The organism is Pseudovibrio denitrificans JCM 12308 (genome assembly GCF_001310815.1).
Lineage (GTDB): Bacteria > Pseudomonadota > Alphaproteobacteria > Rhizobiales > Stappiaceae > Pseudovibrio > Pseudovibrio denitrificans.
This window is the reverse complement of the sequence record NZ_BAZK01000021.1, coordinates 1-14472: the sequence shown is the minus strand read 5'-3', so window position 1 is coordinate 14472 and position 14472 is coordinate 1. Positions and strand designations below refer to the sequence as shown.

Below are 14472 nucleotides of genomic sequence, written 5' to 3'. Positions count from 1 at the left end.
TCAGTGATCTTTTTCGTGCGCTGAGGTGATGTAGCCTAAGAGATTGGCTTTGAGTTTTCGTATTTGTTGGATGATACTCAAGAGGTGGACTGTGCTTATGTTTCAATGACCCAACAGACCGCACACTAGCGGCTCTCAGCGCTATGCATCCGGTTGCTAAAACCAGCTGAGGTCCGAAGCATCCAGAACCGAGCATGACTTGTTCCATCAAGTGGAAGTAATGCAGTGTAGTTAGACCTCAAGCCCTGATTACAATCTTCAAAGCTTTTCTGTTTGCTCTACTTCTTCACAATACCAAGCGCGTTTCAGAGCAAACCATAGTGCCGTTACGTATTTTTGAATCTTACAGTTGAACACATCTAATCTTATTTAACGCCACAACATAGTTTTCTTAAAAATCCAAGGTCGCAACAAATAAATGGTCCTGCGAGTTGGAGCATTTAAGCTATTAATGTTGAATTATTTGAAATTAACGCAATGTAAAAACTGTCATAACTATCACATTCCAATTGCATGATTGATTTATATTTTTGAAGTCACGTATTTTGCAAGCACAATTTCCGGCCACGTGAAAAAATGCACCCAGCTCAAGGAAATTTGCTTTATTCGAGGACTATTAATCTTCCTCGAAGAGAAACGGTGCGGCTTTTCTCGTATGCATTACTTTTGCTATCAGAGGGAGGCCACTTGTGGACCAGCAGCTGCTATCAGTTCCCCCGCAGGATCGAGACCTTGAATGGATTAAAGCATCGCTTCAGTCTGCTGTTGCTTTAGAGCATGCAACATTGCCGCTCTACTTGTCGGCGATGTTTTCCCTGGAAGTTCAAAATTATACAACCTACAACCTGATCCGTTCTGTCGTGATGGAAGAGATGGTTCATATGGCCATCGGTTGTAACATATTGGCAGCCCTCGGAGAAAAGCCTTCAATAAAGAAACTGGATCCACTTTCTCCTTCTGAAGGATTGCCTGGTGGTGTGGAGCCTGATCTGCCGGTTGTTTTTGCGCAGTTAAGTAAGAACCAGCTGGAGAACTTCTTACGTCTTGAAACGCCAATCAGTCTGTTAGCGGCAAAATATAGAGACGAGAAGTATCCTTCAATAGGAGCATTCTACTCAAAAATTAAGGCTGCAATCACAGCAAATGTGGTTGAGATCAATGCTACTGCCCAAAAGGTACTCACAGCTCCAGCCAACACTTATCCCAACCAAGTTGGTGACAACATCGGTTTCACCATTTTTTCCATAGAGGATAAACGAACGCCTGTTCAGCAGTTTCTCGATGGTATTGATGAAATCATTGAGCAGGGTGAAGGAAGCAATGCTCAAGATCTTTATGCGCAGAACTTTGATGGGGAGGGGAGCCATTACGCACGTTTCGCGGAAATCTACTATGGCGCGCAGCTTCTCGTTCCAACTCCGGAACCCAAACTAACACCTGAGACAGAAACTGAATTTTTTAAAGGCCACAAAATACCCTGGCCGAACGTGACCAATGTACTTGCTGTTCCACGCGATGGCTACGAGAAACTTCTTGAACTTGATCCAGAGGGAGAGGCAGTCAAACGCAATCTGAATGCATTTGATGCCAAATACACTGAGATCATGACAGATCTGGACTTGATGTGGAACGGCCCAGCAGAAGCATCCTGGCCAACATTTGGCAAGGCCGTAGCAGCAATGACAGACTTACGTGTGCTCTCCTGTTTTAACATCATGCGCTCGCAGATCTCTACAAATCTGATTGCCCGACTACCGGAACTCTACGGCGATGAAGCAAGATCATGGCGCACTACACGGACTTATCAGCACCAGTTTTTTATGGTCCCCGTTTCATAAATCAAAACGCTTAGGAGAGGCATAGCTATGAAAAACCGTTACACGGACTCTCGGAGTGTAGCTTGTACCAGCCCAGGAGCTCTGCCTCCGCTGCCGGTTATCGACTGGGCGAAGGTGGGGCAAAGTGCTCCTGTAAACGTAGATATCGGCAATCCAGACAAGAATGCGCCACTCCCAAAGGTGGACATTGTTGTGATGACCTGGACAGACACTGAATGGAACGCGCTGGACCACGTGTTCGTGTCCTCTGACAAGGAGGCTTATGTCTCATCTGATGAGTTCCGAAAGGGTTGGTTTTTACGGTCCAACGATGAGTATGTGAAAGGAGCGTACAACCTGTGGGGCTTCTATCGGGTTGTTACTGTCAAAAATGCCGCCGGAATAGATTTGAAGATACTGCTTTGGAAATCAGACGCACATCTTTCGCATCCACCCTATGCAGATGGTTTGATCGCTATGGTGCACTTCGTCCTCAAGGAAGCATCTCCTGAACGACTTTACTCAATAGGCACTGCTGGCGGAGCAACCATAAGTGAGAAGCTGGGCGATGCAGCAATCACGAACACCGGCAAAATCAAACTAAAACTGCCAGAGAACACGAGCTCTGGACTGAACGACAAAACAGTAGCTTGCACCAGCTGGTATCCAGATCTTTCAATGAACTCAACTATAGAGAAAAACCTTCTCTTCAAGCTGAGTTCCGTCGTGACGCAGCCTTACCTAGAATACCTTCTGTGTCAGGCAATTTACGATTCAGACAAAGGTAATCCTGACTGGGCAGGGCAGTTCACTGTTGCAGACATGATGAACGCGGCGCTTGAAGATCTAGGGGCACCTAAAGGTCTTGATAAGAAAGGTATTCCGCTCCTCACGACTGACTATTACTTCATCTCAGATGGGGACGATACCGAGCAGTATAGTGCGCTGGAGATGGATGATGCTGTCGTTGGTTATGCTGCCGGAGAGTATCACGTTGATTATGTGTTCGTTCGCAATATGTCTGACACTGTAATTCCAACTCAGACGCCTTCTGGCAAGCCAATCCCGCAAGAGCTGCGTGAGAACTGGTCCAGTGAGATCTATGAGCACTACGGCTTCTATACTTCCATGAATGGTGCTCTGCTCACCTGGGGAACCATTGTAGCTGATAGAGATTTGAAGGGACAAGCAGCCACTAGAAAGGGCAAATGATGACCAGTTCTTATACGCCACCGCGGCAAACCAGTCCGCGCCAGCCAAAGAACCCCATGGAGATTGAGCTGGTCTTTAATGTTCGTCCTTGCGGCACCTGTTCATTCTTCTGGCCTTCAAATCCCAAGGATCAAGTTTACGGCCCATATCCAACCTATGATTTTTTGTCAGACTTCCCCAAAACAGCAGATCCTGTCGGGACACCAGAGATGTATCCATGGGTGAAAGGAGTTACCCGCAACTCTGGTTTCCCGAATGGCGAGATTATGGATGGTTGCCGAAAAGCGCCAATCATGACTCTAGGGATTAATCCAAACCTGACTGCGTTCAGTCCGGGCATTACTGGGACGTCCTGGGCCTACCCTGATTTTACCAGTGATGATGGAACTGATGGCTATGATAAGTATGCCTACTACTATCGCTATCGCAATGTTTATCAGGAACGCTTTGCCTTTGAAGAGGTCAAAAAATACCTGATTTCAGGAAGTTCCGTTACCCCGACAGCAGATACAACTGTTACAGCTGATCAGATTATCGCAGCCGAAGATGGCGTGATTAAATCTGCTGAGAGAGACCATGCAGGCTCTCCTTACGACGTGATCATTGAATATGAAAGCGGTGCGGAAGTTACGCTTACATTAGAGCGTCCTACCGGAACGCCGCGTTATGTGCTGCTTTTCAATCACGATAGCCCGGATAACAAATTCGAAAAAGGCGACATAATCATCTCAAAGATGCAAATGCCTGCTGGTGTTAAGCTCGAAGTTTATCAGGAGCTACAGACTTACTATGAGCAGTTTGTTCCAAGCCTCAATGAGTTCTCAGACTATTTACGAGCTAAAGGTCATCGCAGTGCTGACCTGAAAATCGGTGAAGATGTCTGCCAGTTAGATATGGTGGCTTGTGCATCTCCTCATTGGAAACCTGCCTTCTTGGGTGGATCAGAGGAGAGTGAAGACACAATCATCTCCAACTGTGTGACTAAAAATGCGTGGGCGCTCAAGCAGTTGGTTATGACGAACCCAGCAGTTCTGTTTCTGGTGGGGGAGAGTTCCTGGGATATGTTCCGAGATGCCTTCAAGGAACATATAAAGCGCTCACCTGAACTACCGACTGATCCTTATGACAACGCATTCACACTGTTTTCTCTCACTACAGAGAATGACAATCCGACCATGTTTGAGTTCTCTACTGAGATTGATGGTGAACCTTATGCCATCAACACCCGGATCGTTGTAACACCGCATTTTTCTTACGACACAAACTTCCTGCCTCAGTTCCGGCTAAGCCCTGAATGGCTTTCTGGACTGAAAGAAAAGTCTCCTGAATGTGTGCATTATCTGGAGACCAATCCCGAGATTACATATGTTCCTGGGAATGGCGATGGATATGATGCCTTCCAGTTCTCTGCAGAAAATGCACCACAAATTCTGAAGGTCATAAAGACCAGTTGGCCTGATGCGTGGCCTGACCTGGAAAAGAGCTTCTACGATGCGCATGCCACCATGGCTGACGTGCTCGGATACATGTATCGAGAGGGCAAGTTGACATGGAATGATGTAGGAGACTACCTGTCTCGATCAGCTGGTCCATGCCAGTTCTGTGTCAATGAACATTGGAAATTTCCTCTTGGTTGCCCCTATGGCAAACCAGAGGAAAAACCACTCCCAATTGGTTATCTAAATCAGGTGACAGATCAGATCCTGTCGGGAGGGGCATAAGCCATGTCGTACCAGATACCTCCTGATGCTGTCCGGATATGGCGAGGATTTCGCCAGGCAACGCTTCCACAAGACGAGTTTTTCCAAAGACTTGGAGAAACATTCATTCCCTCAACCGTGCAGATGCAGATCAAGAATGGGCTGGACACATATGTTCCCACCATTCCATGCGGCATGGCCCAAAAGCCAGCTACAGTTCCTGATGAAACTGCAATTTTGTTTTGGAACTCCCAGCAGACCTATTGGGATGGATTCAAGACACTGGCAGGCCGTACTTACACACTGACCCACGGTGGTTGCTACACCCCGGAAAGTGGTGCTGATTTCCCAATCTTGTTTGATGGAGATTTGGTGTTGGACCAGTGCTACTACCTTATCGACAAGTCTCAGGACTGGATGAAAGGCAAGATAAGGCACCTGGTGGGCGGTTTACCAGCTGGTGCTAATACAGCAGAGTTGTTTCAGAACCTGCAAAGTATCCTTGTTGAAACGCAAGTGCGTGGAAAGATACAGGGCGGCATCATCTGCGTCGGCGCGGACTATATCACGTATTGGGAATTGGGAGATGGCACAGATCCTGGACTTGAGCAGTTGCAATCACATTGTGACTGGTCTCACGTCTTTGAACCAGTTCCGACAACACTGCCACCGCAAGCAGCCCTTTGGGACGATTGGCCAGGCATGAAAGTAAAGCCCGGAGACACTTACAATATGCAGTTCACGAGGGCTTTTGAGAATGAATGAAACTCGTAAAGTTCCTCCCGATGCTGTGCATGTCTGGCGCGGATTTCGGAGCGAAGATAAAACTCAGCAACAGTTTGAAGAGTTTCTGGGATCTGTGTTTGTACCGGGCTGCTCATTGTTACAGCCCAATGCAGGCTTGCATGCATACATACCTTCGTTGCCGAAACATGAGGGCAAACCACCAACAGTGCCCGATCAAAGCGCGTTGATGTTCTGGACTTCGCAGCAAACTTATCACGACGCATTTAAATGTGTTGCTGTTCGCTGCTATACGAATTTGCACGATGATCTTTACGATACGTCTCGCAGTGCTGCTGAGTTTCCTATCCAACTCCCTGAGAAGGATCTGCAGCCTGAAACACCTTACTTCCTGATAGATGCTCCAGCCGATTGGATGTCCGGTGATGTGGTGCACTATATTGGTGCACGCAACCACAACATCTCTCCCGAATTGTTTCGAACTCAAACGCTTCAATGGGCAAGGAGCTTGCAGTCAGCAAGTGGTTTAGAAGGCGGATTGTTGTGTGTAGGGGAAAGCTACATTGTTGCTTGGGCGCTTTGGGGCAAAGGAGAGGGTAATCCAAATTGCTTTGCTCCTTTGAAGAGCATCACCGCAACGTGGCTGGATCGAACCTCTGAGCATTATGAACTTGAGCATGGGCTGTGGGAGGACTGGACTGGGATACCCATGACAGCACCCAACAGTCTCAACATTCAGCTTCATCGAACCTTGGATATATGATGCAACCCATTGTCAACTATGAGAATGCGGATCTGGCTCGGTTGAAATCAGCAGCAGCTAATGTTGTTTCAAGACTAACAGATCATGACTCTCGCCAAGGTGTTCCAATCGCTCACCCGATGCTGGATGGGGTGGATGCATATGCACATAAGGCGTTGGCAGGAAAGGCACCTGCGGTTCCGACCACTCGAGATGCGAATGACCCGGAAGCAGCAGCATACCTCGCTTATCTGACGCATCATAAAGCACACGCAGTTTTTAGCGGTAATAAGCAAATTGAAGCGCAGATGCAGGCGCAGCTTGATGATTTCAGCTTTGGCAATCCGGCCTGGCAACAGATGTTTGATGAGTATGTCAAATACTTCTGGGCCTATCCGGGACACTCCGGCGGCAAGTTAGATTACCGGAGTTGGCGAGATCCTGAATATGGAGGAGGGAGCTATGACTATGGTTGCGTGAGCTGGCAACTTCCTTCAGATGCCACCATTGCCTTGATTGGTGATATCGGAACAGGGACGGATGTGGCTGCTGCTGTTCTAACGTCTGCACTCTCATTCAAACCAGATGCCATCCTGCACGTAGGTGATGTCTACTATTCTGGTACAGAACAAGAGTTTGATACCTACTTCTTAGGCCTCCTTAATGCAGCTTTTACAGCCACTGGACACCGTCCGCCCGTCTATACGCTTCCAGGCAATCATGAGTATTTTTGTGGTGCATTTCCGTACTTCAGGTGTCTTGATGAAGGTCGGCTGGTAAACCATCCCCATCAGCAGCAACAAGCAAGCTATTTCCGCCTCACCACCGAGGACGAAGCCTGGCAAATCCTTGGCATGGATACTGGATATCATGGACACTATCTGAAAGTGGCGGGTGACAAGTTGGATGAGGCTTTGGGAGAGCTCCACGTTACCCCTCGTGATGCATATGACCCTCAGAATCCACCACCTATGGTATATGTGCGCTCTGATGAAGTGGATTGGCACCGTCACCACCTCAGCCAATTCTCTGGACGTACGCTCTTATTCGGCCACCATCAGCTTTACTCTGGCCGCTTTACTGTTGGTGTAGCTCCAGACTATGACGGCGACATCAATCGGCCCGGAGTGAACACTGCGCTATGGCAAGCCTTCGGTCCATATTTTGATAAGGTTGCAGCATGGTTTTGGGGGCATGAGCATAACCTTTGTATCTTTGAAGATAACTTCAGGCCCACTGGCTGGCCTCCTAATAGCTCAGAACCAGACAATCCTTTAAAGACACTCGCAAAGGGGCGCTGCATCGGTCATTCAGCGATTCCGGTACAGGAGAGGGAAACGCCTTATGCAGAAGTGAACCCGGTTCCAATCATACCGGGCACACAACTCCAGATGGTTGAGCAGTGGTACAATCGCGGATTTGAGATTTTGAAATTGAATGGGGCAGGGCAGCCTGCCCACTGCACTTATTATCAAGTCGCCGGCGCTGATCCGGCTCCCCTCAAAATTTACAGCGAAGAGATACGCTAGGAGACGGGAATAATGACTGCAACTCTTTACACGATGACGCCAACTCAACAAGCTGGCGTAATGGAATGGTCTGAGGTCGGACAGCCAGCATTCAGTCAATCCTATGACGCCCTGACAACCTACGACAATTATGGCACCATGATCCTCGTCGGATACCATAAGGGCAGCGGAAACTGTGACACATTTGAGCTTCTTGAAGCAGAACCTTGGATCAAGCAAGTGCCCAATACATTTGAGCTAGGCAAAGATTGGGATTCAATTCAGCCGTTTTACATGATGAACAAGCCTCATTTGCTCGCCTATCAGTCTAAAAACGGGCACATGTATTTCTTCCCTTTAACCAAGGATCTAAAATCCGAATATCCTTTGCATTTCTATCATACACGCTATCCCTATACGACGAACCTGAGCGAAGTAAAATGCGCTGTCGATCTGGGACAGAATTTTGTGTTTGGCTACAACCATACAGATGGTTCCGTTAATACCTGGACGATCTCAGCCACGGCAAAGTCTGAAGGGAAAAGCCCTCCGCTTGTCGTAGAAAATGTCTGGGCTCACCAATGGGCTAAAGGCTGGACACGTTTTGCCTTCTTTACTTGGGGTAAAGAGAATTTCTTCCTGAAAACAAATACATGGAAACCGAACGTCAATATTGATCATTTCTCGGATGATTTAAGCGAAGGGACCAACGAAGTTGGATCTCATCTGCATCTGAAGGATGATCAGGAGCTGGATATTGTACATCCATTTATGGTTGGGCCAGGTGACCCTTACTTTATGACGTATATGGCAAGTAATGGTGAGGTGACTTTAAATCGCGTCCATGGCGATTGTATGGGGTGGACAACTGAGGCAACTATCACCGCGGTTACAGGTGTGTCGCAAATCATTCCATACAGACTGGGCGACCAAAACTATGCTTTGTTCATGTAGTTGAGATTGGTCTATTTTGGGTAGTAGACCAATCCAAAATCTAGCGCTGTTGGAAGCCAAAGCAAAACCTCAGCTACATTTGCAGATTTAACATTTTCCAGCGCTCGATAAACGGGCGCTGGAGACTTCAAAGCTTCTAACAACTCAGCCTGCCAATCATTAATTTGCAACGAAACGATCTTGTAGTCTTTTCGCGTGAGAGCTACCCAGTTCTCAGTTCGCTGTGGTGTTGTCACAGTGTCGTTCAAATGAAGTGACATGGCCAGTGTACGGATTGGGTACTCTAGCTTAAGAACTCTTAGGCATGGCGATGCTTGTAATAGCTCAGAGTGGATTGATATCAGAGAAGTGATCGACGTTTCTGAAGGATAATAAAAATACTCTTCAAGACCATGATGGAGCAATATCTCTGCCTGCGTTCTCTCATATCGCGCCAACTCAGCTGGGATCTTAAATAAGCCGATTTGATCTGGGCAGTTTGCTCCCTTCGGTTGCGTTTCCTCCAGAAACTCAGGGAGTTTAGCTCCTAACTTATATAAACTGGTATAACGCGAAGGATGGGTGACAATGTATGCCTTTGCGAATCCTTCAAAGACTTCATCTCCCATGACCTTACACAGCAGCGGATACTCTGCCTTTAACGCTTCGACCAAGCGCATAATGTATCCTGACGCATAAATGTTGATGCGCTCGATTGCAGGAAACTGTTCCGTCTCTTTTATGGCCTCTTCGAGGGTAAAGTTTGTTTGGTGCTGAGCTCCTAAGAGTTTTTGATAGAGGTCACCACGGTTTATCAATACCTCCTGTAGCCAGTTTTGTAGCTGCCTTAGTTGGATATCTTTCTTTAGACAACTTTCCTTCATTATCGAACAACCGGGCTCGAGAATGCACCAGACGCTTGATTGATGTCGACATTCTCTAGTTGTTGGTAAGGCTTTCCTTCAAAAATGAGCCGTGCCTTGTTCAACTCAGCGACAACCTCAGAAAAGCTCGGAATGTTTGCGTCCCATTCCAATAGCGTGGAGACAGGGCCGGTTTTCTCTAGGAGCACTTTGTAAAGCTCCCAGACTTGATCTGGGACAGGTTGATCGTGGGTATCCAACAGACAGTTACCAGCCCGTGTAGGACCAGCTAAATGCACTTGTTGGATGCTGCTGTGAGGAATGTTCCTCAGATACTCCAGCGGATCATAGCCATGATTGAAGGAGGAGACGAAGACATTGTTTACATCAAGCAACAAAAGGCAGTCTGTTTTTTTGACGAGTAACGACATGAACTCCCACTCGCTGAGCTCATTTTGTCGAAACTCAAGATACGTGGATGGGTTCTCAAGAAGGATTGGTTGTCCAAGGAAGGTCTGAACTTGCAGCACCCTCTCGGATACATGATTGAGGCTCTCTTCCGTCAAAGGCATTGGTAGGAGATCATGAGTGTTGTGCCCAAGAATGCCTGTCCAGCACAGGTGATCAGAGATCCATGATGGTTGGACAAAATCAGCCAGCTCTTTGAGCTTTTCAAGATACTCCCAGTTCAGTGGGTCTGAAGATCCCAGATTGAGGGAGACACCATGCATCACAATCGGACATCGGCTACGGAGCTCCTTGAGAACATGGCGACCATATCCGTGGTTGTCGATGAAGTTTTCACTTATGATCTCAAACCAGTCGACAGGTAAACTCTCGCAAGCCATAATCTCGGGGAAGTGCTGAGAACGCAGGCCAACCCCAAATCCTAGATAATCTTTATTTTCGTTCAACTCAGAAGCCGCTGAACCTGCGGCTCCCTGTTTTGATATAGTAGATGAACTCATTAGATCCCGTTTAGGTGCTTGGTGGCATTGCAAGGCGCAAATCGTTGGCTTTTGGTGCTTTGTTCGCTTCAGGATCGAGCCCTTTCGCATGGCAGTAAGCTTGCCACGCTATGCCGTAAACAGTATCCCCTTCAGAGTAGGGGAGATGCTGCTTCAAAGGCTCTGAGGTATGCTCAGGAGCAGGTCCAAATTTGTAGAGTTGCATCTCATAGCAATCATCGTCTTGTTTCGGGTAAAGCTGAGAGGCTGAAATTGGTACTGCACATCCTCCAAAGCCACCACATTTGTTGTCGGCTGGTGCGCTCTTAAGGCCTTTGGCAACAGAACCTCCACAGCTGCCTCCACCGCTGGCACTTTGAACGAAACCGCACCCACCCTGCGTCTTGCATTCGTTTGAACCTTTACAGCTATGGTAAGCTAAAACGCTTGCACAAGTCTCGGCATCTGAACCGTTTAAGGCCATACCCTGACAAGCATGGTAGAGAACATGCTCCTTTTGTGAAGCAATACCTGACACAAGATCTGGCACTTTGCCGGTCACAGCCCAGCATATAGAAACCCGATCACCAGAACCATCCATGGCAGGAGAGGGGAACTCGGTGTTATCGCTATTGTTCCAATAGCTGTTCAAGACTGTAGTGATGCCCTTAATCGTCCCAACCGCAGCTTGGCTTAAGATTTGATAGCTATTAGGATTGTCTTTCAGGTTGTTGAGGGCTGTTGCGATGTCTTCAACACATGGCACGTTGGGGGCTCCATTTGTACCAAGCATATCTGGCTTCCAGATATGCTTTTCATGCCATGTATCCCATGTCATGTAATCGGGCTTTTGTACAAGTTGAAGCACTTCCGAAAATAGTTCGAAGTGGTCTTTATCCGCTGCATCAGATCTGGCGCGAGCTATACCAGATAACGTTGGGAGCTGTTTGCCTTGATCATCGTAATGAGGATAATCTTGAACCAACGCTTCTTTGTTAGGCTGGAACTTTTCCTTCACGCAGCCAAGAGGATTTTCTGAGCCTTTTGCAAGTGTGTAGGCCCATGGCTTGAAGCCCCAAACCCTCACAATGTCTTGGACAACATCCCCGCCTTCACCCTGATCAGTGATTGCATTGATATTGTTAATGAGCTTGAGCTTCAGGCTGTCCAGCTCTTCCAGGTTCATATCAATCATCGGATATTGTGAAGCCGTTTGTACAGGCTTATTGAACCGGTCACGTTGTAAACCTAAGAGGCGCCCAAGCAAACTGGTTCCATCTGAATAGGTAATTTCAAGATAACTCCAGTAACATAAGTACATATGCCCAATTGAGCCGAACAGAGGTAGATCTGCTTCCGTCATGCTGGCTTTGAACCAATCAAATGGTGCAGGTTCAAAGTACTTTGGTCGGGTCTTTTCACCATCGGGCTGAGGATCAGGTATGGGGACTTCAGAATTTTCCAGATTAAGCTTGGCGAGCTCAACGGTCTCTTCAATTGCCATGAACAGTTTTGCCTGATCTTTGTTCATGGCGCGTAGGATCACTTGCATACCTTTTAAGTTCATAAGGTCGGGATCATATGAACATAAGACGGGGTGATCTATCCAATCATTGAAGTCCAAAATGTGGGGAATCATGGTGTTGCCATGCCTATAGCAGGTCCATCCAAACTCGTTGTTCTGTAAGGCTGAACTTGTGAAGCATGGTTTTACTCCAATCAAATTTGCCATGTTTGAAGCGAGTTGTAGATGCAGCATCTCTTCGATAAACACGCTGTAGACTTTATTGAAGACTTGCTTGTTTGTTGTGTCAGGGTCAGCGGCAGGACCAGAGCCAGGCCACCAGCGGCCTTCATAGAGCTTACTGCCCTTACTATTGATTTGATGTGTACCTTGGACTGAATACAGCGCCGTCATGTAGAGGGGGATTGTAAACAACTCTACATTAATGGCTGCTTGAGCTATCGCTTTAACACAGGACAGATCGTCATCTATGTACTTGGGGTCGCGATCTGTGCAAGCATCGACCAAAGCCGAGCAGGCGCTATCATTCAGTTCCAGGAGAGGGTGTTGCATTGATGTGTCCTTCGGTTTGGCGAAAGCACACCTGGCGTTGGTTTTCATTATCGCCAGGCGCTGAAGAGAAAAACAACGACTGACTTAAATAGTGGAGATTGCAATTTGTGCCCCAACTCTGACAAATGGCCCGTTGTTGGAGTTGTTATCTGAAAGAGGATTTACAATCGTAAACTGTTTGATGGCTTTAGGCTGAAAAACAAGAGCCATTGAGGATCCACCGTAGCTGAACCACCCAAGTTCTTGTCCTTTTTCAACTCTATCGCCTACCTTGACCTGAATTGAGATCGATGAGATTTCAGTGATCCCGATGGGCATAATGCACACGCAACCGATTGCAGGGCTTTCGCTCTCGATAAAGATAAGCGCCCTGGTGTTTACCATCGCCTCGTATCCTTGAGACTTAGTTCCAGCTGATGGATCAAACCCTTCCGAGTAAAGCTCAGAGAACATATATCCGTTTACGACTCGTGCTTCGACAACCTTACCGGCGATAGGAGCTCTCCACCGGTGATAGTCGTTACCACTCAGGAACGTTTGAACGACATCTCCGCCAACAAAGCGCGTTGTGAGAGGGCTGCCATCAAGCATTTGCTCGAGAGAATAGTTTTGGGCTTTCGTCTCAAAATCGTCGTCCAGTTTTACATTACGTGCAATGCGATAAACGGTGCCATCATTAGCAGACGTAATCACTCGATCATTGTCCGGCCCATCAATTGGTCGGCAGATCGCAATGATTTGACGATGGAAGAAGTCATTAAACGATGTGTATCCCCAATGCACAGGGTCTTTCTCGATCTGTTCTTTCGTAACGAACTGATCCAGGCTGTTGGCTTTCCATGAGGCTTCAGAAAGCCAACCATCCTTTGAGGTAACAACGACACTAAGTGAAGCCGGAGAGTCTAAAAACTCACACCAGGCATCAAGAATGTTTCTCAGGGCGTCATTGAAAAGCTTGTTTTTAAAGACAAAGTTCCCTGCGGGTGTCCACATCATGTAGACAAACAATCCTGACATTGGAAATGCTGAATGCGGCAAGTCCGGGTCAAAGATTGGTGCATGTTTGATAATGTAATTGAGGGCGCATAGCATATCGTTGATGGATTTAATTCCATACGCGACTTTTGGTTCTTCTTCTTGATGAACTTGCCAGCCTTGCTCAATCATCTCGCTCACCAGACCATGAAGGTGATCATCTTCATTCAGCAAAAAAGCGAGGGCTTGAACTGAAGGCTCGAGAAAAGAGTAGCCTTGTTCAATTTGATCTCCATACGCTGATATGGATTTTTGACTGATATGATCCAGCCACTTCCCCAGAAGCTTTGAGTCCCGCGGGAGAAAGCCTGCAATCACACCAGGCCTGTTTTCATGATGAGATTGAAACTGTCCTAGTGGCATCCGTCGCTCCTGTCGCAGCATGCATGAAATTGATATGCGTGCTGACAATAGGGAGAGCGGATTTTGGAGAGCAACTTCTGAATACTATTTAGCAAATACTGCAACAGCCGAGTTAGATTAACTTAGCTTGCTTAGATGTGTGAATTTGGAGTTTTATCGACATAATGGTTTAGAAAATTTCTTTGTAAAATACTTATCATCAACTCTACATAGTTCAATAAGTTCTGTAGCCAATCCAACTTGAATACGGGGATGCTTCAAATTTCCCATCGGCATTCGGAAATGAAAATTTAGGCGCTCTCATTGTTGCAACTTGTTTCGAGCAGGTTTTCTTCCAGCGATAAGAAGTTATTCATTTTCAAAAATGGACGGTTTAAGATGCTAGCTCTTAATCAGAAATAGAAAAGGTATTTGCAGGAGCTAAGAGAGGTGAAATTGCACTTTCAAGCACGCTCATTTGCTTACAGCGCGTTGACACAAGATACAAAAGCAAAAAGCTCCCGGGAGGGAGCTTTGCTAAACCTCTTTGTG

Annotated in this window: 11 protein-coding genes; 7 read left to right on the top strand and 4 right to left on the bottom strand. The window is 47.0% G+C overall.

Annotation, left to right across the window (positions count from 1 at the left end; translation table 11 throughout):
• The first annotated feature begins 689 nt into the window (after window positions 1-689).
• The 7 genes from JCM12308_RS21775 to JCM12308_RS21750 all read left to right on the top strand — a co-directional run bounded on the left by JCM12308_RS21775 (window position 690) and on the right by JCM12308_RS21750 (window position 8677).
• Window positions 690-1838, top strand: coding sequence for a ferritin-like domain-containing protein (locus JCM12308_RS21775; protein ID WP_208978849.1), 1149 nt, complete (start codon window positions 690-692; stop codon window positions 1836-1838).
• A 27-nt stretch (window positions 1839-1865) separates the two neighbouring features.
• A complete protein-coding gene (locus JCM12308_RS27945; RefSeq protein WP_083416417.1) occupies window positions 1866-3029 on the top strand; it encodes a hypothetical protein in 1164 nt (387 codons plus the stop codon).
• On the top strand, window positions 3029-4750 hold the full coding sequence (locus tag JCM12308_RS27940) for a hypothetical protein (RefSeq protein ID WP_164845345.1): 1722 nt from the start codon (window positions 3029-3031) through the stop codon (window positions 4748-4750). The genes JCM12308_RS27945 and JCM12308_RS27940 overlap by 1 nt, the downstream gene beginning before the upstream one ends.
• 123 nt (window positions 4751-4873) lie before the next feature.
• On the top strand, window positions 4874-5494 hold the full coding sequence (locus JCM12308_RS21765; protein WP_054785073.1) for a hypothetical protein: 621 nt from the start codon (window positions 4874-4876) through the stop codon (window positions 5492-5494).
• Window positions 5487-6236 carry a hypothetical protein gene (locus JCM12308_RS21760; RefSeq protein WP_054785072.1) on the top strand — a complete coding sequence of 250 codons (750 nt, stop codon included), beginning with the start codon at window positions 5487-5489 and terminating at the stop codon, window positions 6234-6236. The genes JCM12308_RS21765 and JCM12308_RS21760 overlap by 8 nt, the downstream gene beginning before the upstream one ends.
• Complete coding sequence (locus JCM12308_RS21755; protein WP_083416589.1) at window positions 6236-7744, top strand: metallophosphoesterase family protein; 1509 nt, start codon at window positions 6236-6238, stop codon at window positions 7742-7744. Before JCM12308_RS21760 ends, JCM12308_RS21755 begins: the two co-directional genes overlap by 1 nt.
• Window positions 7745-7756: 12 nt before the next feature.
• A complete protein-coding gene (locus tag JCM12308_RS21750) occupies window positions 7757-8677 on the top strand; it encodes a hypothetical protein (protein ID WP_054785070.1) in 921 nt (306 codons plus the stop codon).
• An 11-nt stretch (window positions 8678-8688) separates the two neighbouring features.
• Here the strand turns inward: JCM12308_RS21750 and JCM12308_RS21745 are convergent, their stop codons facing one another.
• From JCM12308_RS21745 to JCM12308_RS21730, 4 genes are all read right to left on the bottom strand, one after another.
• Window positions 8689-9540 carry an HvfC/BufC N-terminal domain-containing protein gene (locus JCM12308_RS21745; protein ID WP_054785069.1) on the bottom strand — a complete coding sequence of 284 codons (852 nt, stop codon included), beginning with the start codon at window positions 9538-9540 and terminating at the stop codon, window positions 8689-8691.
• The gene (gene bufB, locus JCM12308_RS21740; protein WP_128647458.1) at window positions 9540-10433 is read right to left on the bottom strand and encodes an MNIO family bufferin maturase; all 894 of its coding nucleotides are present in this window, start codon (window positions 10431-10433) and stop codon (window positions 9540-9542) included. Before bufB ends, JCM12308_RS21745 begins: the two co-directional genes overlap by 1 nt.
• Window positions 10434-10497: 64 nt before the next feature.
• A complete protein-coding gene (locus JCM12308_RS21735) occupies window positions 10498-12591 on the bottom strand; it encodes a ferritin-like domain-containing protein (RefSeq protein WP_054785067.1) in 2094 nt (697 codons plus the stop codon).
• A gap of 36 nt (window positions 12592-12627) precedes the next feature.
• On the bottom strand, window positions 12628-13941 hold the full coding sequence (locus tag JCM12308_RS21730; RefSeq protein WP_083416412.1) for a phosphatidylserine decarboxylase family protein: 1314 nt from the start codon (window positions 13939-13941) through the stop codon (window positions 12628-12630).
• Between the last annotated feature and the right edge of the window lie 531 nt (window positions 13942-14472).